Source organism: Pectobacterium zantedeschiae, assembly GCF_004137795.1.
Taxonomy (GTDB): domain Bacteria; phylum Pseudomonadota; class Gammaproteobacteria; order Enterobacterales; family Enterobacteriaceae; genus Pectobacterium; species Pectobacterium zantedeschiae.
Map to the genome: position 1 here is coordinate 1996225 of NZ_NWTM01000001.1, position 23129 is coordinate 2019353.

Genomic DNA, 23129 nt, shown 5'->3' on the forward strand with positions numbered 1-23129 from the left:
ACGAAACTATTTCAATCATTACCTACAGGACACACTTCATCTTGAGAATTTCCCGTTCTGTCGCGATAACCGCGATTAAGTCGTTAAATTACCAATAAGTTACGGATAACAGCACCGAATTGCTTTATCTGAAAGCCACATGATTAAGATACAAACAATAACCAAATGAAATAGTTCAATTTTGTTATTAAATGACATTATTCCGTAAAGCAAAGGCGCACAAAAAAGCCCGTCGTGGCACTTGGCCATGACGGGCTTGATTAACCCTGAACGAACGGGGATCGATTAGTGATCGGTGAGTCCATACAGCGAGCCACGGCGCTGTAGCATTTGGCCACCGTCACGCGTGAGTGGTACCCAACCGACTGCTCCACGTTTTACCGTCGGTTCAGTGAACAACAGATCAAACGGTATAGAGACGTAGAAGCCTTTGGTAAAGCTCCCTTCACCATATTCAGCAGCGCTGACGTTGGTTTTGGTTGCAAAGGCCCCGGCAACAATCCCGCTGTCAAAGCGGCGAGACAGGTCGAGGGTTACCCCTTTATCACCAGCCAGATAACGACCCACACTTACTTTCGCCACTGCACCTTCGACAAACGGCAACTCCCAGTACGCGGTAAGATGGCCTGTCACCACATCATAATCGGCCATCCTCATGATATCGTTCCAGTCACGCTGTTTGACATAGTTAACATCCAGCCCCAGCGCCCAGCTTTTACCAAACGGACGATACAGTACTTCAGAACCGACGCCGGCATACATCATTTCCAGATAGCCGCCATAGACCTGTGTATACCAGTCCTGCGCAGGATTATCCCTACGAGTCAATTGCAGATTGGTCAATAACAGATCGGAAGAAGTAGAATATTCACGTACCCAGGTTCTGACTCGCGGCAGCGCTGCGCCGTCCGCTGGCGGTGCTTTATACTTGAACTTGTCATAGTTATTTACCAAGTTCAGCGTCGCCGTTCCCCCCACGCTCCAGTGATCGCTGAGTCGGTAGTCAACGTTACCTTTCAGAGCAACCTGATACATGTAGAAGGATTCAGGGCCACCGAAAGACTGCACCAGCGCCGGATCTAATGAATACGTCAGACGATCGGGTTCTGCAAGCAACACCTGCTGACCACGCACGTCAGATACCTGTTCTTTGCGATGTGTTTCAGGTTCGGGTTGACCAAGCGGAACGGCAGCCTGCTGAACCTGATGGAAGGCTTTGGCATCAACTTCCGTGCTGGCAATCGGTAAACGCTGGCTGCGCTGAACGATGTGATATTCATCAATACTACCCGGTACATGGTTCGCCAATACTGTAGCGGCACGCTGTGTAGCCTGTTCACTATCACGATATTTTGTCTGATCGGCAACAATGGTAACCTGCTTTTGGTCCGCGTAAATATCGGCGTCCTTAAAGCCTGCCTTATCATTCAGTTCTTTCGAAACGAGCTGCCAATTTGTTCCTTTACCATCCTGCACCGGCGCATACACGGGCGGTGCGTCGTCTAAATAGTTTGGCTTCAGACTGTTAAAGTTGGTACGCAGGGTAAAACCCCACATCAGGGTATTGCCCCGTTGCCACGACAACGTGGTATCCAGTATATCGCCCACGCGGTAAACCGCGCCGATGTTGAAAGGAGAATCATGTTTAAGCTGCTGTGGTCGACCATCGGGTGAAGTTCGTTCCGCACTGTAATCGTTACCGTCATACTCTAGCTTTAGGCGCAACGGATCCCAAGGCGTTTGGTACTCTACGCCGCCAAACAGTGCCGCCGGGCCATGGAAGAAGTTTCCCACTTCAAACTGCCCCGTCTCTGTACTTTCAGTACGATTACAGAAGCTGGCTTTCAGTGAACAGGCCGGGTTTTTAATATTGCCGCTTTCGGCCATATTTCCCCATCCCATACCCAGAGTGAAATCAAACGGCCCCATACGCTTACTGGCTACCAGATATTCGCTATCGAACAGCCCCGTACCGGCAATATCACGCAACCCCAGCGATACCTCAGGCATCCAGTAACTTTCCTGCCACAAGCGCGCCTTGAGATCGAAGGCTTTGTCCTTGTAGGTTTGACTACCGCTGAAAGACGCATCGCCACTATAAAGCCGGGTACGGATATCGGTATAACGCACCGTCGTTTCCAGCCAGTCGAACAGCTGAAGGGACACGGAGTAACGACGATACTCTTCATTGTCACGGTAATTGAGGCTAAATTCGCCCACTTCCGCCATGCGTGCTGTCGGCGTCTGCAATAAGCCCGTGCCACCGAAATCATATTGCGATACGCCAGCAGGCTGAAAACGCAGATTCGGGTTCGTCGCAGTACGGCTGTTTTCTGTTTCAGCCGCCATCGCCTGCGCACTCAGGATGCTGCCAATCGCCAACGACAGACAGCCTAGTTTAACGTTTCTGTTTTTGGTCATTCGAGTGGGATCCGGTTAGCAAGGTAGTCAGCAAGCTGATCGTTAAGTGATGACATATCCTGAGGTAAAACAGAAGGATTGAAACCGATAAAGATCGTTTCGCCTGCGGCAGGTTCGCTATGCTGACGGTTCCACAGCGCTAGCGGTACTTTGCGCCACTGGCCATTTCCTCCAATCAGATAGCCATAACTGTTATCTGCTCCAGCTAAAAGCCGCCGCCCAGAGAGATAATCCTCAACCGACCACCCGGCGCGCAGCGCAACTGCCCCCGACGTTTCCAGCTCACCCACATCGGCGGAGGTATTCACCAGACCTATAAGCGACAGCTTGTCATTATGGGGCGCCACATACAGGGCATATTCCCCTACCAGAGGGCGATTATTTTCTATATAGACACGCACATGGTCAGGATCCAGATTCGTACGGATACGACCCGCAACATTAATCGGGCTAATCGTCTTTCTCAGAAGCCACGCGGAAATGGCCAAATCACCGTCACCAGAGTTACGCCAACGTGTTTCGAGCTCTGCCAGCTTTTGCAGCAAGACATCTCCCTGGGCACGAACCTTCTGCGTTGTCGCAAAATCAGAAATAAACGCCGTTTGCCAGTTGATATTCTGTGGCCAGGAAACCTGTTCGTAAAATTTTTCAAGACGCGTACCGTCATCCAGTTTAACAACGGCGATCGTCTCTTGAGGCGATTTCACCGTCAGTTGTGCAGACGTCGCGACGCCGGAAACCAGCAGCAACAAGGTAGCGATACGATTGAGTGCCAACATAGCAGCCCCTTATTGTTGTACGTAGGGTTTTAATACGGTGAATGTAACCAATGCCATATCCGGCCCCATATACTGCTGGCTTTGGACCACACTTCCGTTAGCCGGATCAAGCCAGTAGCTATTGATGTAAGATTCATTTAAAGCGGGAACGGTAACTTGCTCATCAAAGCGCAGCAGCTCACGTGAGGTATCCAGAATTTTTATCGTTTCTTTGCCACGGGCATGAAAAACGGACTGAGTATCGTAACCACCGCGGAAAACCTGAGACCATTCAACCCGGCTTTGCCATGTCATTGGTGTTGATGTCTTCAATAGACCTAATGTCAGCGGATCCTGTTGCAGGTTATCCACATAGGTAATGTCTTCGCCGAAGCCCTGCGTTTTTACTACACGACCATGTTGGGTCGCTAGCATGTTTTTATCGGCCCCGATCCATTTCAACTGATTCTGCTCGGCAAAAGCGAGAACAACAAACGCCTGTGGTGCCTCTCCCACTTTCAAATAGGCCGACGCATAGGGTGTATTGGCAACCTGTTGGGCCGTCACATGGGTATCATCCTGACCAAAAAACGCCAGTTTGAACGTTTTCCCCACCTGCTCCACATTTTGGGAACAGCCAGTCAACACAATAGATAAAAGAGGTATGGCAATCAGCGAACGTACCTTTGCCATTCGTTTTATTTTTGTCATGAAATGCAGTTCTCGTTGAACAGCGCAGCCTGGAAAAAGAAAGGCCACCGAAGTGGCCTTAGAATTGAAACGGAATTAACTACGAGTACCGGTAGTTACCGTCGTTGTGCTTGTAGCATCGTTGTTGTCATTGCTGGAAACAGCAACAGCAACACCAACAGCAACAGCGGCAGCAACACCAACAGCAATCAGTGCAGTAGTACCAGCAGCAGCACCGGCACCAGCAGCACCAGCAGCAGCACCAACACTTGCGCTGGTAGTCGTGGTGGTAGTGGTACCAGCAGCGGTTGCGCTGGAGACGCCATCAACAGCAAACGCGTTTGACGACATAGCCAGAACAGCGGCCAGCGCGATTAACGTTTTCTTCATTACGATTTCCTTTTTAACATGAAGTACTTCAGGGTGGAGTACCGTCGAAAAGACCATACCCCGTCCTTCATTTCAGCCAGCACAACAGCAAACACATCTCTATTTGCCTCGTTACCAACCGTTACCGGGATCCTCCCAGTAATGAACACAGTTCGATGGCAGTCAAACCACCTCTGATAAGCAGCAGCAGAAAACAAAACTACCACTCAATTTTTGCAACACTGTTAAAAATAGCAAGATCCCAGTGTAATAAACAGCAATGATCTCGGTAAAAAAGCAGATTTCTTTAATAAAATTTACAGTATTTTGGAAAAAAAGTCATAGATATCTTAACGATATCAATCCATTGATTCACAAATACAAAAAACGCCAGATATTTCTTAATCTGGCGTTTTATTAACAAACGGTATTATCTAAGCATAAGAAATGATTATTCCAACCATTCGGTATGGAATACACCTGCTTTATCTGTACGCTTATAGGTATGCGCGCCGAAATAGTCGCGCTGAGCCTGGATCAGGTTAGCAGGCAGGACGGCGGAGCGGTAGCTGTCGTAATAGGCGATCGCCGCAGAGAACGTCGGAGTCGGGATCCCTTGCTGAACAGCGTAAGAGACCACATCACGCAGCGCTTGCTGGTATTCGTCCGCCACTTTCTTGAAGTAAGGCGCCAGCAGCAGGTTAGCGATGTCCGCTTTCTGTTCATACGCATCGGTGATTTTCTGCAGGAACTGTGCACGAATGATGCAACCAGCGCGGAAAATCTTGGCGATTTCGCCGTAGTTCAGATCCCAGTTGTTTTCGTCTGATGCCGCTTTCAACTGCGAGAAACCCTGAGCATAAGAAACGATTTTACCCAGATACAGCGCGCGGCGCACTTTCTCAACAAACTCGGCTTTATCACCACCAAATGGCTGAGCCGTCGGGCCAGTCAGCACTTTAGACGCAGCAACACGCTGATCTTTCAGTGAAGAAAGGTAACGAGCAAAAACGGATTCCGTGATCAGAGACAGCGGTTCGCCCAGATCCAGAGAGCTTTGGCTGGTCCATTTACCAGTACCTTTGTTGGCAGCTTCATCCAGAATCACATCAACCAGATATTTACCTTCTTCATCTTTTTTCTTGAAGATATCGGCTGTGATTTCAATCAGGTAGCTACTTAACTCGCCTTTGTTCCACTCAGAGAACGTCGTAGCAAGCTCGTCGTTGTCCAGATTCAATGCCTGCTTGAGCAGTGCATAAGCCTCAGCAATAAGTTGCATATCACCGTATTCGATGCCGTTATGCACCATCTTGACATAGTGACCTGCACCATCAGCGCCAATGTAGGTTACACAAGCTTCGCCGTCAGCACGCGCGGCAATCTTTTCCAAAATAGGTGCAACCAGTTCATAGGCTTCTTTCTGACCACCCGGCATGATGGAAGGTCCTTTCAGCGCGCCTTCTTCCCCACCGGATACGCCAGTACCAATGAAGTTAAACCCTTCAGCAGACAGCTCACGGTTACGGCGAATGGTATCTTTATAGAAAGTATTACCGCCATCGATCAGAATATCGCCCTTCTCCAGATAAGGTTTCAGCGATTCAATCGTTTTATCGGTTGCTTCACCGGCCTTCACCATCAGCAGAATACGGCGCGGTTTTTCCAGGGATTCGACAAACTCTTCAACGGTGTAAGAAGGCACCAGTTTTTTACCCGGATTTTCCGTGATAACTTCATCGGTTTTATCGGAAGAACGGTTAAAAATGGAAACGCTATAGCCACGGCTCTCAATGTTCAGCGCCAAATTGCGCCCCATCACCGCCATACCAACAACGCCAATTTGCTGTTTGGACATTACAACAACTCCTGTCTGAAGGATAACCTGTCTGCAACGACGACAACGCCTCGCGTTGCGACCTCGCAAGCAATTTAAAAACAGGCCAACATGGTAACTCAGCTTTGCATGAGTGGGTAGTGATTGGTTTGATAGCGAAAGCGCGCCCAATCGGAACGTATGGCGGGGAAAAGAAAAAACCGCAGAACGATTCAACAATCTGCGGTTTTACAGCATGTTACCACTCAATATTACTTTTTCAGCAGCGCCTTAATACTTTCTTTAAATTCGGCACCAAATTCAGGATTACGTAATCCATAAGACACAAACGCCTGTGCGTAACCCAATTTACGACCGCAGTTAAAGTTCTTACCCGACATCTGTACAGCATCAACCTGCTGAGTCGCAATCATATCGGCAATCACATCTGTTAACTGAATACGTCCCCATGCACCAGGAAGCGCTTTCTCCAGCAGAGGCCAAGCATCGGCAGTCAAGACATAGCGTCCTACCGCAGAAAGGTCAGACCCCGTTTCAGATGGTGCTTCAGGTTTTTCAATCATCGACGTAATGGCGGCAGCATCGCCCGGATTCACCAGCGGTTTCTCACAATCGACGACAGAGTACTCTGGCAGCACTTCATAAGGACGATGTTTTACCAGCACCTGACTGCGTCCCGTCTCTTCAAAACGAGAGATCAGCCGCGCCAGATTTTCCTTCGTCTGATCGGCCGTATTTTCATCCAATACTACATCGGGCAGTACTACCACAAACGGATTATCCCCAACGATTGGACGAGCACAGGAGACAGCATGCCCTAATCCCAGCGTTTCCCCCTGGCGGACGTTCATGATCGTCACGCCTTTAGGACAGATGGCCTGAACTTCGGCCAATAATTGACGCTTAGCGCGCTCTTCCAGCAAAGACTCAAGTTCAAACGAAGTATCGAAATGATTTTCGATAGCGTTTTTCGACGCATGCGTCACCAGAACAATTTCTGTAATCCCCGCCCTCACACACTCGTTGACGATTTTCTCAATCACGGGGCGGTCAACCAGTGGCAACATTTCTTTAGGAATGGCCTTGGTCACCGGTAACAAATTCATCCCTAAACCTGCTACAGGGATAATAGCTTTCAATGATGTCATGGATTGACTCTCTTCAATCTGATGGTTTTTATCTAACTGTTTTGATCTGGCCGATCGTTTTCACTCAGCGGGGGTAATACCGCAACACCACGCATGACGCTAAGATTACACCCAATCGGCCACAAAGCGATCTCAGGTAGCGACTTTTTCTGATACATCAGACAATTCTGGTGGAGTAGAGTGATATAATAGAGGGACTATTTAGAGATATTCTTAATGAAATAAAGGGTGGACTAGTTGATGAAAGGGATCGTGCTCGCGGGGGGAAGTGGTACTCGCTTATACCCAATTACTCGCGGAGTGTCTAAGCAGTTACTGCCGATTTATGATAAACCGATGGTTTATTACCCCATTTCGGTTCTCATGCTAGCAGGTATCCGTGAAATACTGATTATTACTACACCTGAGGACATGCCAGCATTTCAACGTCTTTTGGGCGACGGAAGCCGTTTTGGCATTGAGCTTAGTTACGCGATTCAACCTAGTCCTGATGGACTTGCCCAAGCTTTTATCATCGGTGAAGAATTCATCGATGGAGAACGCTGTGCGTTGGTGCTCGGTGATAATATTTATTTCGGCCAGAGCTTTGGTAAAAAACTTGAAGCCGTTGCAGCTAAAGAAGACGGGGCAACAATCTTCGGTTATCAAGTCACCGACGCCGAGCGGTTTGGCGTTGTCGAATTTGATCAGGATTTCAGAGCGTTATCGATAGAAGAAAAACCGATTAAACCAAAGTCTAACTGGGCCGTCACCGGACTCTACTTCTATGACAGAAATGTCGTTGAAATGGCGAAACAGGTAAAACCATCGCACCGTGGTGAGTTAGAAATTACTACATTGAATCAAATGTATCTTGAGCAAGGCACATTGAATGTTGAGCTGCTAGGAAGAGGCTTTGCATGGCTGGATACGGGTACTCACGATAGCCTGATTGAAGCGTCACAATTTATTCATACCATCGAGAAACGCCAAGGGTTTAAAGTTGCATGTCTGGAAGAGATCGCATTTCGCAAAGGGTGGCTATCTAAGCAGCAAGTTGCCGACGAAGCAAAAGTGATGATCAAAACGTCTTATGGACAATATTTAACCCAACTCATCACAGAGAAATAACATGCAAATCATTGATACTGCTGTTCACGGTGCAAAAATCATTCAGCCAAAGGTGTTCGGTGATGCACGAGGCTTTTTTCTGGAAACGTTTGAAAAAAAACGTTATCAGGAGATGCTGGATATTGATTTAGATTTTGTTCAGGATAACCATTCCCGCTCAAGCAGAGGTGTTTTGCGCGGCCTGCATTTTCAGAAAACAAATCCACAGGGAAAATTGGTTCGCGTTGTACGCGGTGAAGTTTTTGATGTTGCAGTTGATATTCGCCAAGATTCTCCAACATACGGTAAATGGTATGGCGTACTCCTATCTGAAGAGAACAAAACTCAATTCTGGTTACCACCCGGCTTAGCACACGGCTTTGTTGTGCTTTCTGATACCGCAGATTTCGAATACAAATGTACAGACTATTATGATCCTAGCGATGAAGGCTGCCTGTTGTGGAACGATCCTGAGCTTGGCATCGAATGGCCAATATCAACTCCGCTATTATCCGAGAAAGATAAATTAGGTAAATTACTCAAGGATCTAGCAAAGTGAAAATATTACTAACAGGCGCAAATGGGCAATTGGGTCGTTGTTTTCAGGACCGCCTTCCTGAAGACTGGCAAGTTTATGCTACCGATGCAGCAGAACTGGATATCACTAATTCAGACCAGGTCAACGCTGTTGTTGCTCGCTATCAACCTGATGCTATTGTCAACGCTGCTGCATATACTGCTGTGGATAAAGCAGAAAGCGAACCGGAATTAGCGGAGCGCATCAACGCGATAGGACCAGCCAACCTAGCAACCGTAGCTGCAAAATATAAAATTCGTTTGATTCATGTTTCGACCGACTACGTATTTGACGGAAATGCAACAACACCTTATAGCGAGAATACGGAGACCAACCCGCTAAGCGTGTATGGTGCAACCAAGCTAGCTGGTGAACATGCGGTAACCGCAGCATTACCAGACGCGATCATCGTACGTACTGCGTGGGTGTTCAGCGAATACGGTAATAATTTCGTTAAGACAATGCTGAGGCTGGCAAAAGAACGTGACGCATTAAGTATCGTTGCCGATCAAAAGGGATGCCCAACTTATGCAGGGGATTTAGCGCAGGCGATTATTTCTCTTATTGAGAAAAATGCGGAGTGCGGTATTTATCACTATTGCGGTGATAAAGAAGTTAGCTGGTATGAATTTGCAAAAATCATTTTTGGAATGGCAAAACAGCAAGGCATTATCGATAAACTACCACAATTAACTGCGATAACAACTGAGCAGTACCCTACCCCGGCACATCGACCTCAATACTCTTCATTGTCGTGTGAAAAAATCGCAAGATTGACAATAAAACCATCAGACTGGGTTGGAGCATTGTCACGAACCCTGCCACGTTGAATGAAAGACCTGCTTTACTATAAAAATAAAGCAGGTCTTAATTTACTAATAATTCATACAACTAAAAATAACCTATCACTGTCGTAACAGATTTAAAATTGCGTCAGTTTTCTCAACCATTAAAGCGCTATTTGCTTTGGATTCTACATTCAGGCGAACAACCGGTTCTGTATTAGAAGAACGAAGATTGAAACGCCAGTCTTCAAATTCCAAACTAATACCATCGGTTTCATCAATAGACAGCGCTTCTGGCAAGTATGCTGCTTTAACACGTTCTATCGCTTTAACGGGTTCGCTTAATGTAGAGTTGATCTCTCCAGACGCAGGATAGGCCTGCATCCTTTCACTCACCAAATCTCGTAAGCTTTTATCTTTTACACAAAGCAATTCAGCGACCAATAGCCAGGGAATCATTCCTGAATCACAGTACGCGAATGAACGGAAATAATGATGAGCGCTCATTTCTCCACCGTAAACGGCATCTTCTTGCCGCATCCGCTCCTTGATAAAAGCATGCCCCGTTTTTGACATCACCGGTTTGCCCTGGCAAGAATTAACGATATCAATGGTATTCCAGCTCAACCGAGGATCATGAATGATTTTGGCTCCGGGCTCTTTTTGGAGAAAAGCCTCGGCCAATAAACCAACAATGTAGTATCCCTCAATAAACTCACCAAGATGGTTGAACAAGAAACACCGATCAAAATCACCATCAAAGGCAATTCCTATATCAGCAGAATGGGCGATAACCGCATCAGAGGTATCTTTTCGACATTCTGGTAAGAGCGGATTAGGGATACCATTAGGGAAAGAGCCATCAGGCTGATGGTGTACTTTAATAAAGGTTACAGGAATATTTAATTTCTTGAAGCATGCTTCCAGCGCATCAATAACGTGTCCTGCTGCACCATTACCACTGTTGATGACTAGCTTTAACGGTTTAAAATTCGCAGGCTCTATATAGGTCATTAAATGCTGAACATAATCATCAAGCACAGAAATTTTTGTGTACTCGCCTTTTTCTTCGGCAAGAACTGGGGTAAAAACATTGTTCTCTGCCAGTACCTGAATATCGCGCAAGCCCGAATCACCACTAATTGGCTTCGCACCTTTGCAAACCAATTTCATTCCATTGTAATCAATTGGGTTATGGCTTGCGGTAACTTCAATGCCTCCGTCAATCCCCAGATGGTGTGTCGCGAAATAGATTTCTTCTGTACCGACTAATCCGATATCTAATACGTTTGTCCCCGCATCCCGTAAGCCATCGGACAACGCTAATTTCAAACTTTCGCTGGTTAGCCTGACATCGCCTCCAACAACAACATTTCTTGCTTTGGTAAATTGGCCATAAGCCCGACCAATCCGGTAAGCAATATTTTCATTAAGTTCGTCGCCCAGGCGACCCCGAATATCATAGGCTTTAAAACAGGTGAGCGTAGACATCAATAATACCTTTTATATTCTGCCATATCGATCTTGCAGTCTGACGATGTCATCGTCAGCCAAATAGTGTCCTGAACGTACCTCAATCATTACAAGATCAATAACACCAGGATTTTCTAAAGTATGAACAGCCCCAGGCGGAATAAACGTAGATTGATTTTCTGAAAGGAAAAACTCTTTTTCATCAATATTGACTTTGGCAGTGCCCACTAACACAACCCAATGCTCTGCACGATGAAAATGTTGTTGCAAAGAGAGGCCATGCCCAGGATGCACGATTATTTTTTTTACCTGGTAATGGTCACCAGAATCAATATTGCTAATTTTACCCCAAGGACGAAATGACTCGGAGTGTTCACGGTAGTGATGGAGATTACTTTCTTTCAGCCGATCAACCACTTTTTTTACATCTTGCGATCTATCTTTAGCGGCGACCAAAAGCGCATCTCCGGTATTAACAATGACAACATCATCAATGCCGATTGTTGCAACCAATGCAGAGTCAGAAGAGATGTAGTTATTATGGCTATCAAGCGCGATTACCTCACCAATATTAACGTTACCCGATTCGTCCTTTTCTAAAATGTCCCATAGCGATGACCATGAACCAACATCACTCCATCCCGCAGCCAATGGAATAACTACCGCATCACTGGTTTTCTCCATGACAGCATAGTCGACAGAATCGTCTGGGCAATTTGTGAAAGCGGCTTCATCAAGACGAGTAAAATCCAGATCTTCACGCGAGTTGGCACAAGCCTGCTCACAAGCAGCAAAGATGTCAGGCCGATATTCTTTCAGCGCATTCAAGTAGACACTCGCCTTGAACATGAACATACCGCTGTTCCAATAATAATCACCTGATGAAACATAAGCTTCTGCGGTGCTCGCATCCGGTTTTTCAACAAAGCAATCGACGGTAAATGCCACATCATTAACACTGATGCCTCGACGAATATAGCCATATCCCGTATGTGCTTCAGTCGGGACAATGCCAAAGGTAATTAATTTCCCCAAGGCAGTAAGCTGCTGTGCCTGATTTACGGCTAGCGTAAAGGCTGCCTCATTCTCAATGACATGGTCTGCGGCTAACACCAGCAAGATGGGATCAACATCAGGGGATGAGCGCATGGCTTGCAACGCAGCCACAGCAATCGCCGGTGCCGTATTGCGGCCACATGGCTCAAGAATAATTTTCCCTTCACAACGCAATTCGCGAAGTTGCTCAGCAACAATAAAACGGTGCGCCTCATTACAAATAACGAGCGGGGCTTCTGATTCAAATCCAGCTAATCGACTAATCGTAGCTTGCAACATGGTGACATCGCTGTGCAATGCCAATAACTGTTTGGGATACAAGGCACGGGATAGTGGCCAGAGGCGAGTACCGGAGCCACCTGCCATAATAACGGGAACAATCATGTTACATCCTTATATATCTCAAACAGAAGAATTCCAATAGCTTTTGTACATAGACAATTTTTTGCACAGCGAGCGATTCAGGCGATGATAATTCTTACCTAATTTATATCCCAAATATTTTGCCCCCGAACTCGCAATAGAAAAAGGGATATAGTGGTAATGATTATTTTTTAACAAATAACCAATTTGGCCACGGGCAAATTTTATCCCCTCGCCTTCTACCTTACCCAGGCTTGCCAACATCCACTCTTGCGTTTTATGGAAGACGCCAATGTCAAAATAGCGCTTAAATTCTTCACCGACGCTGTAATTGTGGGAATGACGAGCAAGAGCTTGCGGCATATAAGCCACTTTTATTCCTGCCGATAACATCCGCGCAGCCACGTAAGAGTCTTCACCTAGGATAAGTTTTGCCGGGAACCCCCCGAGTTGACGCAGTGCACTGACCCGATATCCGGAAAAAGAATTAGACATAAATGCTTTACGGAAGCCCTGAGGAAAATCATCTTCCATCGATGTCACGTATCCAACTTCGCCATAGCTATGTAACCGAGCGTGCGTGGCGAGTGGATTCGCATCATGATGAGGAAGTTGACGCCCATAGACAGCCCCCACATTTTCATTATTGAATGCGCTGAGAAGGTGGAAAAACGCCTCATCATTCTGCAATATCGCATCCTGGGTCATATAAATCACAAACTCGGTGTTAACTTTTTCTAATGCCATGGAGCGAGTGCCGCCATGATCAAAGGTCGATTTATCTATTTGATGGACTTCAAAACCAGCCTCAAGGGCATACGCCACAGTATTATCTGTAGAACTTGAATCAATAATAATAACGTTTTCAGGCTGTGTGGTTTGAGATCTAATTGAACGAATCGCCTCTAGCCACATTATTCCTGCATTATAAACCGGTATAACAAGAGAAAAACCCATAATAACCCCAAGCCCCTGTAAATTTTAATGTCATCTACATTCTTTCACAGAAAAGCATTCCATATAAAATTTAAAATATAACACCATCAATACAGCAGCACCTACGATCTAAATAAACGCAATAAAAAAAACAAATTATCCTCAATAAAGAAAACATAAGATAATTTAAAAATAGAATATGGAAGAGAAGTAATATCATATCTGAAATTTATAATAACTTCATTTTTAGCCGATTGTAACCTTGACATCCTGGACATTTTTTTTCGACTACTCCATCCTCGACAGTGGAAAGCCTGTGTACTGTGATCTACAGCTATGCGTCCAATTTCACGCAACCTAATAGATAATTCAATATCTTCTTTATACATAAAAAATCTTGGATTAAAAAAATAACCATCTTTTATTATAAGGTTATTTACGATTGATTTCCTCACCAGAATTAAAGCACCACACAATGCATCAGGATATGATAACTCATCAAAAATCCGAATATCATTAGGATGCACAATATCTTTCCATGAAAATCCTGACTTATATATCCCTAATGAATCATAGTGTACTAATTCTTTTTTATTTTCAAAATCAAATGACTTCAATACCGCAGATATAGCAACCAGTTCTGGATTACCATCTAACCGTTCAGTAAGCAGTCCTAGATTAAACTCATCTATTATGGCATCTGGATTAAGAAATAAAATATATTCACTAAGAGAAGATGACAACTCAACACCTAGGTTATTCGCCTGACTAAAACCAACATTTTCACCGCAATTAACCTTTACTTTTTTATATCTATTAGAAAGATTTTTTATTTTTTCAAGATCAATTAAAGACCCATTATCAACAATAATAATTTCATTTATAAAACTCATTCTATCCAACACAGGAATATTCCACTCCAGATAGTTAAAACTATTATAACTAACTATAATCACTGAAATTAACACGTCTCTCTCCTCACCAGAAAAAATCTAAAAAACACAAAAAAAACCAATTGAAAAATAACAGGAAGATAAAGCCAGAAATTGACAAAGAAAGAGAATATAGAACAAAAATAAAGAACAGAAAAACATGAAACAGTTAAGAATGATGGTTTTTTTAGCATGCTATTTTGTATTAAAACAGCAACAACAAAAACAAAAAAAGTAAACAAAATGCTAAAACCAATACCCCAATCTTGCACAATAGGCATGAGATATGATGACACATTTAAATTATCTAAATCTAAAACCAATTCAACCTCATTCCCTCCAACCCCTCTAAAAACACTAGGTATAAGAGTAGAGAATGCATAACCATTGTTTAACCCGACGTATCCAGATGTAATTAAATTATCAAGATTTAACACATTAAAATAGCTATATGAATAAACCCAATAAAACATTGATGGCAGAAAATTATATTCAGGCCTTACATGAATCAGTTCTTTAATATCACCACTGCGCAGCTCACCTAGAAATGCAAATATGACAAGGGCAAAAAATAGCACTACAGATATCTTAGTTAGATTTTTAGATTGAGTACCTAGAGATTTAATCACTAATAATTCAAGGAAGATAGTAATTATGTTCTGCCGAGTGAACGTAAAAATAAAAACAAAAACAATGATGTATATGTGGATTTTAAATCTTTCATTTTGCTTTCGAAAATAGAACAGAATGACACACAATGACAGTGCAAAAGAATTTATAAAGCCATTTAAACTAGAAACGCCAAAATCCTTGTAATTACTATACCCTGAAACAAACTGAGAAACTAAAGGAATGAAACCACTCCATATGAAATTCAGAGAGAACAAAGCATATAGCAAAAAAAGAAAAAAGTTAAGTCGACTTGTTTTCACTTTTTCAGGCAAGGGTTCACATAACGCTCCCTTTCCCCTGCTAAAAGAAGAAATAATAACTCCAGATAATATCGGAACGGATATCAAATAAGCAGTCTCAGGCGATATACTCCTATAATAATAGGTCAAATTCAATTCTGAAAAAAGCAATAGAACACACCACGGGGCAATAAATGAAAACTCAATACGCCTATAATCAACTCGGTTATATAATATAAAGAAAAACCCTAAAAGAGACACTAGAAAAACAGGGAGCGATGAAAACTGAAAATAAATCATGAATATAACTGCAATAAATGAAATAACAAAGCCGCCTAATCTATCTATAGATATCTTGCCCACTTACGAATCCTTTATTATATCAGTTATTAAATTTCTTTTGTTTTCAGCATAAAAATTAACAATAGAAGAACTCATTTTTTTTAGTTCAGTACTATTATTTATCAGTGCTTCGAGCTCATCAGCTATCTCAGCTATAGGCCTGTTTCTATCGAATGGCTTACATCCATCTCGGATTTCTATTCCTTTCATTGACTCAATAGTACAAAAACACGGCAACCCATATGAAAGTGCTTCAACAACCTTAATCTTAATTCCAGATCCAAATATTACAGGTGATATCATAAGTCGGGCATTCCTAACCGTTTCAGTCAATAACTCTTCACTAAGAAACCCAAGAAAATGTACATTACTAACATGCTTATATGTATTACTTAATTTATTATTTCCGCCTATAACTTGATAGCTAATATCATGTGTAAGTGGAGCTAATTCATTACAAATCCATTCAATCGCTTCTTTATTAGGGAAGTATCCCTCACCACCAATAAAAACAATATTTTTCTTATTTTGAGAAACATCAACACCTATATCGTGAAAGGGAATAACAAAAGAACCAAGCTTAGTGTTATTTAAACCAAATATATTCTCAGCTCTAGACTTATCAAAATCGGAAAGGAAATATATGTTTTTAAATCGACCATATATTTTCCTTTCTAATCGTTTAGTTTTAAATAGCTCTATAAGGGAGAAACATCGCTCAATGCCTTTTGTATATTTAAATCTATCTATAAATATATCTCCTTCTATGTTATGGCTAATGTGAGTGACAGAGTCAGCATAATCATTAATTAAAGCATATGATGCAAGATGATCAGATATAATCACATCATAGTTATTTCTTTCAATTAGTGCCTTTATCTCATTTTTAGCGTTAGGATTATCTCGGACATGAACAAACCTAGGGTTAGAGTTAAAAACATATCGAACAAAAGAAAATAACTTCTCCACTAATGTGAGTTGCTCAGCCTTTTTCCCATTCCTTTCAAATAAAAAAAAACGTCCATTACATTTTATATGGAGAGGAAAGTCATCAATAGTAGACTTAAGGTCAACATCAAGAAAAACACAATCCAAGTGACTAATATAATCAGAATTAACTAACGATACTAAATTTTTAAAAAAGACCTTTTTCCCGCCGCTATCTGGGTTAACCGGAAACTCAGGACATACATATAAAACTCTTTTCATACTAGATACCAAAATTAATCAATGGAGGAAAATTAATACGATAAATGAAAATTCAATAAAAATACTAGCGATTATTAAAAAATTTCAATCGAGCAAAAAAGCTTATCAACTTGATAAAAGACCGACTAAAGATGCCAACAGATTTTGTTGATTCTTCCAGCCCCCAAATACAATTAACAGAGTGTTTTTGCATTTGCATTAATGTATATATCGTATGCCTCATGATTTTTGGTACTTTTTTCGAATCTATTAAATAATTCCTTAGTAAATTAGATTTGTAAATGAACGCATCCTGCACTTCTTTTTTCATACTTTCATTTTCATTAATTCTATATACGGCAACCTTATCATTTAACTTGAGAATACCGCTTATAGAGGTCGTCCATCGACACCAAAACTCATAGTCAGCTACAGGGGCCCAATCAGCAATAAACCCGCCAAGAGCAATACTTTTTTTCCGATCCATGACAACAGAAAGGGTACCATTAAAGCGATTTGATATAAAAAAATCAATTTTCGAATAATACTTTTTTTGGCGTATATTATTCGATACATTATTTATTTTTTCGCTTTTTTTCAATCTCTCATCTGATATGTAACTATCGAAACCAAAAATAGGAATACTCCCTTCGGTCATATCAGGAAACATTCTATTTATAGCGACCGAAAAATTATCTTTAAACACATCATCGTCATGTAATATAGTAATATACTTTCCTTTTGCTAAAGAAAGGCATTGATTCCAATTGCCAAACATCCCTAAGTTTTCATGGTTTATTACATACTTAAACCTACCTAATTTTTTATTTTTAGCGATGAACTCATGACGTTCTTTTAACTCAATAGAATTATTATCAACAATAATAACTTCAACTGGAAAAATAAAGTTTTGAATAAAACAACTTTTTAATGTTTCATTCAATAGAGCAAATCGATTATATGTCGGTATTGCTATTGTCAGAAGAAACTCATCCTCATCATTATAAGAATTAAAAAAAACCGAATAATTATCATTCATCATAACGCTCTTTCTTTAAATTCATTTAACATGAAAATCTTTATATATCATATATGGCCATTTCCAGTTGTTATATAAAAGTTGAATAACACCTGGTATAACAATCAAGAAATACATTGACGGTGAAAAAAAACGCATCGAAACATATATCAATAATACAATCACAATACCTGATATCAATGCTGGATATAAAAAAGGCACTGTGTTTTTAGTTGTTATATAAGTGGCTGCTATAGTATGGTTTAGTTCCAGCGCCCCAAAACAGAAAATTAACAGAAGAGCACTTTTGGATGGCAGGTGACTTCCTTCTTTCAGAAAAGAAAGAAAATAACTACCTAGTGTCACCGAAAAAAAAGCCACAATAAAAAAAATCAGTAATGAACGTAACAGTACTTTTTTGTACAAGAACCAATTTTCACTAGAATCATTCACGTGTGTCATAGCAAACTTGGGTATATTTAAATTAAAATACACTTGTGATATCGCCATATTGACACTTAAAACTTGCATAGCAATAGCAAATGATGTTAAATCTTGACTATTTAAATAAACTCCCCCGATGAAAATAGATGCTTTATTTATAAGATATGCGCCAAATGTAACAGCACCTAATCTAAAGGAATTTGGTATCATCGCTGATAAAACTGATTTAGTTTTATCATTTCCATCATGTAATAAAAACGGTTCATTCCTTAGAGCATATATACAATAAACCCGACCAAGAAGAACCCCCAAAAGATATGAGATAGCTAATGACAAAACACTTTTTGTTATTATCAACCCAAAAATACTAAATATTATCCACGCAGTCTTTATAATTATATTTGATACATTGCTCTCATAAATTTTATTTACACCCATCAGTATGGGGTTTAAATATAAATAATATATATTTAAAACAAAACCAATAACAAAGATCGCCCATAAACACCATACATTTGGAATATCTGATTTAATAGTAAAACCATGAATATAATATGTACCAAGTAAAAGCAAAAGGCTAAAAGCCACTGTAGATATTGTCCTATATATCTTTTTCGATGATATATATATATCACCCAGCAACATATCATTCCTTTTGTTTAACTTACTATTATCACCTAATGAAAACCCTTCTGATACTATTTTATCCGCACCATTATAAGCGTAAGAAACCGCTCTTAATATTGTTGGCGAAAAACCAAAATCGAGAACCCCAGTAAAACTAATTACAGCTAAAATAATCATCCAAAAAGCAACTTGCTCCTGAGGCAAATAGGCCAACATAAAAGGTAGCAAAAGAACCCCATAACCTATACTAAGTATTTGAGACAAATACCCAGTAATGATCTGCTTTTTTCCTACACTATGCATAATAAAAATATTACCATGATTTTAATAATGGAAAATTTAAATCTCTTTGTGAGATTATGTATTTCACATCCTTACCATTCCAATCAAAACCAAAGCTATCCCAGCGAATACCTGAGTCATGATCAGGAGCATGAACCGTGGACGTCATATAAACCATTGTTGCACTTTCCGATAAAGCCAGAAATCCATGAGCATAACCTCGGCCAATGTACAGTGCATTTGCTTTTTCCGACGACAGTGTCGTTGAAAAATACTCTCCAAATGTCTTTGAACCGATACGAATATCTACAACGACATCCAAAATTTCGCCACTAACACAATAAACCAATTTTGTATGATCATAAGGTGGAAGTTGAAAGTGCATTCCTCGCAGTACCCCCTTATGTGAAGTTGAATAAAAACTCTCTGTAAAATCCCCCTCTAATCCATTTTCAATAAAAGTCGGAGCATGAAAAGTTTTAACAAAAAAACCACGTTCATCTTTAAATAATTTATTATCTATCTCGTAGATGCCATCTAGATTTGTAGCATTTATTTTCACTTCATCCCTCCAAATCTTTGTAGTAATCAATTGTCCTACTAATGCCCTGATGTATTGTATACTTGGGAGACCAATTCAACTCAGATTGCAGCGTAGAAATATCAGCATACGCTATAGGAATATCATTTTCCGATGGTTCGCCCCACTCCTTATCAACCGTTTTGCAGAGATGTTGTTCTATTATAGAAATAAGTTCCCTGATGCTGATAGCGCGGCCAGAACCTAGATTGTATACTCGATACCCCCTCTCCCCCTCAAAACTTTTAACACCAGAAATATAAGCACTAACAACGTCACTTATATAAATAGGGTCAATTTTTTGCAATCCATCAGAAAGAGAAACCTTATCTCCTCTCAATGATTTCTGAATAACCGTAGGTATCAATTTGGTATTATCTTTTTCACCATAAGGTGAAAAAATTCTAAAGGTTATCGATGGAACACTATCCTGATAAGTTTTTAGGATATGCTGAAAAGCAAGCTTAGTTTTCGCATAAAAATTAAATGCTTTTTCGCTGGCATTTACTGAAACTGGTTGCTGGCTACAATCAAGCTCAAAAAACGTTCCAGTATTAATAAACCCTTTAACTCTATATTTTTCACACAATCCCAATAAAGCTGTGGGAAACGTAACATTAGAATTCATTTGGTCGATAAAATCATTCTCGTTATCAAATTTTCGATATAAGGTCGCTAGATGTATCATATAATCAATCTTATGTTGCGAAAATGCAGAGTCGAGAGGAACTCTATCAATATCGTAAAATATTATTTCTGATTTTATTTCTTGCAAACGCCATAAATCAGACGTAGAACGCTTATAGCCAATTACACAGAAGCCCTCTTTTATAAGGGCCTCTGCTACATGACTACCGATGAAACCTGTAATTCCGGTAATCAATACTTTCTTCATGTTAAAAATTCAACCCAAAGAATTCTTCAAATTTTCCGATCACAAAATCCAAATGTTCAGTATCTAATCCCGGATAAATGCCGATCCAGAAAGTCTGGTTCATGATACGGTCAGTATTGGTTAATTCACCGACAACACGGTATTTCACGCCTTCAAAATAAGGCTGACGAGTCAGGTTACCCGCAAACAACAAACGTGTGCCAATTTTTGCATCGTCCAGAAATTTAACCAGATCGACACGATTAATACCGCTTTCTTCTTTAAGGGTAATCGGAAAACCGAACCATGAAGGCTCAGAATTTGGCGTAGCTTCAGGTAACTCAATGAATTCTTCGCATGATGCAAGGCCTGCTTTCAGGTATTCAAAATTGGCATTACGCTTCGCAACGAAATCCGGCAAGCGATCCATTTGCGCCAGGCCACATGCAGCTTGCATGTCCGAGATTTTTAGGTTGTACCCGACATGTGAATAGGTATATTTATGGTCATAGCCAAAAGGCAGGGAACCTAATTTCTGGCCAAATCGATTATTACAGGTGTTATCACAGCCCGGCTCACAGTAGCAATCACGTCCCCAATCGCGGAAAGATTCAGTGATCGTTTTCAATTCGGATGAATTAGTAAAGACGGCACCGCCTTCGCCCATAGTAATATGGTGCGCAGGGTAGAAACTTACGGTAGCAATGTCACCAAATGTGCCAACGATCTGACCGTTGTATTTGGCACCCAACGCATCACAGCAGTCTTCAATCAGCCAGAGATTGTATTTATCGGCAATTCTCTTAACTTCAGATAAATCAAACACATTCCCCAGAGTATGGGCGATCATAATCGCACGGGTTTTATCACTGATTGCCGCTTCAATTTTACAGGGGTCGATATTGTAAGTAGGAATATGAACATCAACAAAAACAGGAATCAGGCCATACTGAATCGATGGGTTAACCGTGGTTGGAAACCCTGCAGCAACAGTAATCACTTCGTCACCCGCCTTTAACGCACGATCACCCAGTTTCGGGGACGTCAGCGTAGCCAGAGCCAGAAGGTTAGCGGCAGAACCTGATACTGTCGTCAGGACATGTTTTACACCAAGGAATTCACCCAAACGGCGTTCAAATTCACGGTTAAAACGCCCTGTTGTCAGCCAGCCATCCAGACAAGCATCAACCATCATTTTGATTTCTGGAGCACCGATCACTTTGCCCGCAGGAGGGATGATACTTTCACCAGCCAAAAATACTTTGGAGGCAAAAGCCTGGTTAGCATATTGTTCGACCAGTTTAGCGATGTCTTCTCTTAGGTTTTGGGTGCTCATCAATAGTGACCTTTATCGTTTTGAGTTTTCATATAATCATGTATTTCATTTAACGTAATCTGGCGCATATCTGCACCAGCTAACCAAGCTTTGTGCCACGTGACAATGCGGTTCAGCGTCTCTTCAAGCCGCCATACTGGTGCCCAATTCAAACGCATTTTAGCCTTGGAACAATCTAGCTTCAGATAGTGTGCTTCGTGGGGGTGTTCACCATCATCCAGAATCCATGATGCATCCTTGCCCCACGCACCAACCATCTTTTCAACAATCCATTGAACCGGTTGGGCATCTTCATCTAACGGTCCAAAGTTCCAGCCCTCTGCATACTCCGTACCATTTACATAAAGCGCCTGCGCGGCACAAAGATATCCAGATAGGGGTTCAAGTACATGCTGCCAAGGACGGATCGCGTGCGGATTGCGAATCAGCACAGGGCGTTGCTCTTCAAACGCTTTAAGGATATCAGGAATAAGACGATCGAGGGCCCAGTCACCGCCGCCGATCACATTACCCGCTCTGACAGAAGCCAGCGCACAACCATGTTTCTGATATTTATCAGCATTAAAGTATGACTGTCGATATGCTGCGGCGACTAATTCAGCACAGCCTTTACTGTTGCTGTAAGGATCATAACCGCCCATGGGCTCATTCTCACGATATCCCCAGACCCACTCTTTATTTTCGTAGCATTTATCACTGGTAATATTGACTACCGCTTTAACGCCACCGATTTTACGCACCGCTTCCAGCAAATGCACGGTCCCCATGACATTCGTAGCGTAAGTATCGACAGGAATATCGTATGAAAGTCTGACAAGCGGCTGAGCCGCCATATGGAAAATAATTTCAGGACCGAATGCTCTGATACTTTCTTCCATTTTCTGGTAATCACGGATATCCCCAATGTCACTGGACATTCCTTTTTCAACACAGGCAGCTTGGTAGATAGATGGCTCGGTAGGTGGTTGCAACGCATACCCCTTTACCTCTGCCCCCATGCTCTGTAGCCACAGGCATAACCAACTACCTTTGAAGCCAGTATGCCCTGTTACGAAGACTTTTTTTCCTTGCCAAAATGCTGAATTTATCACGC

Annotated in this window: 21 protein-coding genes; 3 read left to right on the forward strand and 18 right to left on the reverse strand. The window is 41.9% G+C overall.

Annotated elements, in window-relative coordinates; all coding sequences use genetic code 11:
* Positions 1 to 285: 285 nt before the first annotated feature.
* The 6 genes from CLR69_RS09105 to CLR69_RS09130 form a co-directional block, all read right to left on the reverse strand.
* On the reverse strand, positions 286 to 2421 hold the full coding sequence (locus CLR69_RS09105; RefSeq protein WP_129713358.1) for a YjbH domain-containing protein: 2136 nt from the start codon (positions 2419 to 2421) through the stop codon (positions 286 to 288).
* Positions 2418 to 3200 carry a capsule biosynthesis GfcC family protein gene (locus CLR69_RS09110; protein ID WP_129703770.1) on the reverse strand — a complete coding sequence of 261 codons (783 nt, stop codon included), beginning with the start codon at positions 3198 to 3200 and terminating at the stop codon, positions 2418 to 2420. The genes CLR69_RS09105 and CLR69_RS09110 overlap by 4 nt, the downstream gene beginning before the upstream one ends.
* 9 nt (positions 3201 to 3209) lie before the next feature.
* Positions 3210 to 3890, reverse strand: a complete 681-nt coding sequence (locus tag CLR69_RS09115; RefSeq protein WP_165346013.1) for a YjbF family lipoprotein — start codon at positions 3888 to 3890, stop codon at positions 3210 to 3212.
* A gap of 75 nt (positions 3891 to 3965) precedes the next feature.
* A complete protein-coding gene (locus tag CLR69_RS09120) occupies positions 3966 to 4259 on the reverse strand; it encodes a hypothetical protein (protein WP_129703768.1) in 294 nt (97 codons plus the stop codon).
* Positions 4260 to 4689: 430 nt separating this feature from the next.
* The gene (gndA, locus tag CLR69_RS09125; protein WP_129703766.1) at positions 4690 to 6096 is read right to left on the reverse strand and encodes an NADP-dependent phosphogluconate dehydrogenase; all 1407 of its coding nucleotides are present in this window, start codon (positions 6094 to 6096) and stop codon (positions 4690 to 4692) included.
* 230 nt (positions 6097 to 6326) lie between these two features.
* Positions 6327 to 7223 carry a sugar phosphate nucleotidyltransferase gene (locus CLR69_RS09130; protein ID WP_129713360.1) on the reverse strand — a complete coding sequence of 299 codons (897 nt, stop codon included), beginning with the start codon at positions 7221 to 7223 and terminating at the stop codon, positions 6327 to 6329.
* 240 nt (positions 7224 to 7463) lie between these two features.
* On the opposite strand from CLR69_RS09130, the gene rfbA reads away from it, so the two are divergent.
* Genes rfbA through rfbD form a run of 3 tightly spaced genes read left to right on the forward strand, consistent with a single transcriptional unit; the run spans position 7464 to position 9719 of the window.
* Positions 7464 to 8333, forward strand: coding sequence for a glucose-1-phosphate thymidylyltransferase RfbA (gene rfbA, locus CLR69_RS09135; RefSeq protein WP_129713361.1), 870 nt, complete (start codon positions 7464 to 7466; stop codon positions 8331 to 8333).
* A gap of 1 nt (position 8334) precedes the next feature.
* Positions 8335 to 8871 (forward strand): dTDP-4-dehydrorhamnose 3,5-epimerase, encoded by a 537-nt coding sequence (rfbC, locus tag CLR69_RS09140; RefSeq protein ID WP_129713362.1) that lies wholly within the window; start codon positions 8335 to 8337, stop codon positions 8869 to 8871.
* Entirely contained in the window at positions 8868 to 9719 is an 852-nt protein-coding gene (gene rfbD, locus CLR69_RS09145) for a dTDP-4-dehydrorhamnose reductase (RefSeq protein WP_129713363.1), read from the forward strand. The genes rfbC (CLR69_RS09140) and rfbD overlap by 4 nt, the downstream gene beginning before the upstream one ends.
* A 75-nt stretch (positions 9720 to 9794) precedes the next feature.
* Here rfbD and cpsG read toward each other — a convergent pair whose 3' ends face one another.
* The 12 genes from cpsG to rfbG form a co-directional block, all read right to left on the reverse strand.
* Positions 9795 to 11165: a phosphomannomutase CpsG gene (gene cpsG / locus CLR69_RS09150; protein ID WP_129713364.1), complete on the reverse strand. Its 1371-nt coding sequence runs from the start codon at positions 11163 to 11165 to the stop codon at positions 9795 to 9797.
* 12 nt (positions 11166 to 11177) lie between these two features.
* A complete protein-coding gene (locus CLR69_RS09155; RefSeq protein ID WP_129713365.1) occupies positions 11178 to 12587 on the reverse strand; it encodes a mannose-1-phosphate guanylyltransferase/mannose-6-phosphate isomerase in 1410 nt (469 codons plus the stop codon).
* An 18-nt stretch (positions 12588 to 12605) separates the two neighbouring features.
* Positions 12606 to 13523: a glycosyltransferase family 2 protein gene (locus CLR69_RS09160; RefSeq protein ID WP_129713366.1), complete on the reverse strand. Its 918-nt coding sequence runs from the start codon at positions 13521 to 13523 to the stop codon at positions 12606 to 12608.
* 101 nt (positions 13524 to 13624) lie between these two features.
* Positions 13625 to 14470: a glycosyltransferase family 2 protein gene (locus CLR69_RS09165; RefSeq protein WP_165346014.1), complete on the reverse strand. Its 846-nt coding sequence runs from the start codon at positions 14468 to 14470 to the stop codon at positions 13625 to 13627.
* Entirely contained in the window at positions 14464 to 15708 is a 1245-nt protein-coding gene (locus CLR69_RS09170; RefSeq protein WP_129713368.1) for an oligosaccharide repeat unit polymerase, read from the reverse strand. Before CLR69_RS09170 ends, CLR69_RS09165 begins: the two co-directional genes overlap by 7 nt.
* Positions 15709 to 16896, reverse strand: coding sequence for a glycosyltransferase (locus CLR69_RS09175; RefSeq protein WP_129713369.1), 1188 nt, complete (start codon positions 16894 to 16896; stop codon positions 15709 to 15711).
* A gap of 64 nt (positions 16897 to 16960) precedes the next feature.
* A complete protein-coding gene (locus CLR69_RS09180; RefSeq protein ID WP_242451575.1) occupies positions 16961 to 17917 on the reverse strand; it encodes a glycosyltransferase family 2 protein in 957 nt (318 codons plus the stop codon).
* An 18-nt stretch (positions 17918 to 17935) separates the two neighbouring features.
* Positions 17936 to 19267 carry an O-unit flippase-like protein gene (gene wzx / locus CLR69_RS09185; protein ID WP_129712469.1) on the reverse strand — a complete coding sequence of 444 codons (1332 nt, stop codon included), beginning with the start codon at positions 19265 to 19267 and terminating at the stop codon, positions 17936 to 17938.
* Between the two features lie 10 nt (positions 19268 to 19277).
* Complete coding sequence (rfbC, locus tag CLR69_RS09190) at positions 19278 to 19808, reverse strand: dTDP-4-dehydrorhamnose 3,5-epimerase (protein ID WP_129703742.1); 531 nt, start codon at positions 19806 to 19808, stop codon at positions 19278 to 19280.
* A gap of 1 nt (position 19809) precedes the next feature.
* Entirely contained in the window at positions 19810 to 20721 is a 912-nt protein-coding gene (locus tag CLR69_RS09195; RefSeq protein ID WP_129712470.1) for an NAD-dependent epimerase/dehydratase family protein, read from the reverse strand.
* 1 nt (position 20722) lies between these two features.
* The gene (gene rfbH, locus CLR69_RS09200) at positions 20723 to 22036 is read right to left on the reverse strand and encodes a lipopolysaccharide biosynthesis protein RfbH (RefSeq protein WP_129712471.1); all 1314 of its coding nucleotides are present in this window, start codon (positions 22034 to 22036) and stop codon (positions 20723 to 20725) included.
* A complete protein-coding gene (gene rfbG / locus CLR69_RS09205) occupies positions 22036 to 23127 on the reverse strand; it encodes a CDP-glucose 4,6-dehydratase (RefSeq protein WP_165345995.1) in 1092 nt (363 codons plus the stop codon). The genes rfbH and rfbG overlap by 1 nt, the downstream gene beginning before the upstream one ends.
* Between the last annotated feature and the right edge of the window lie 2 nt (positions 23128 to 23129).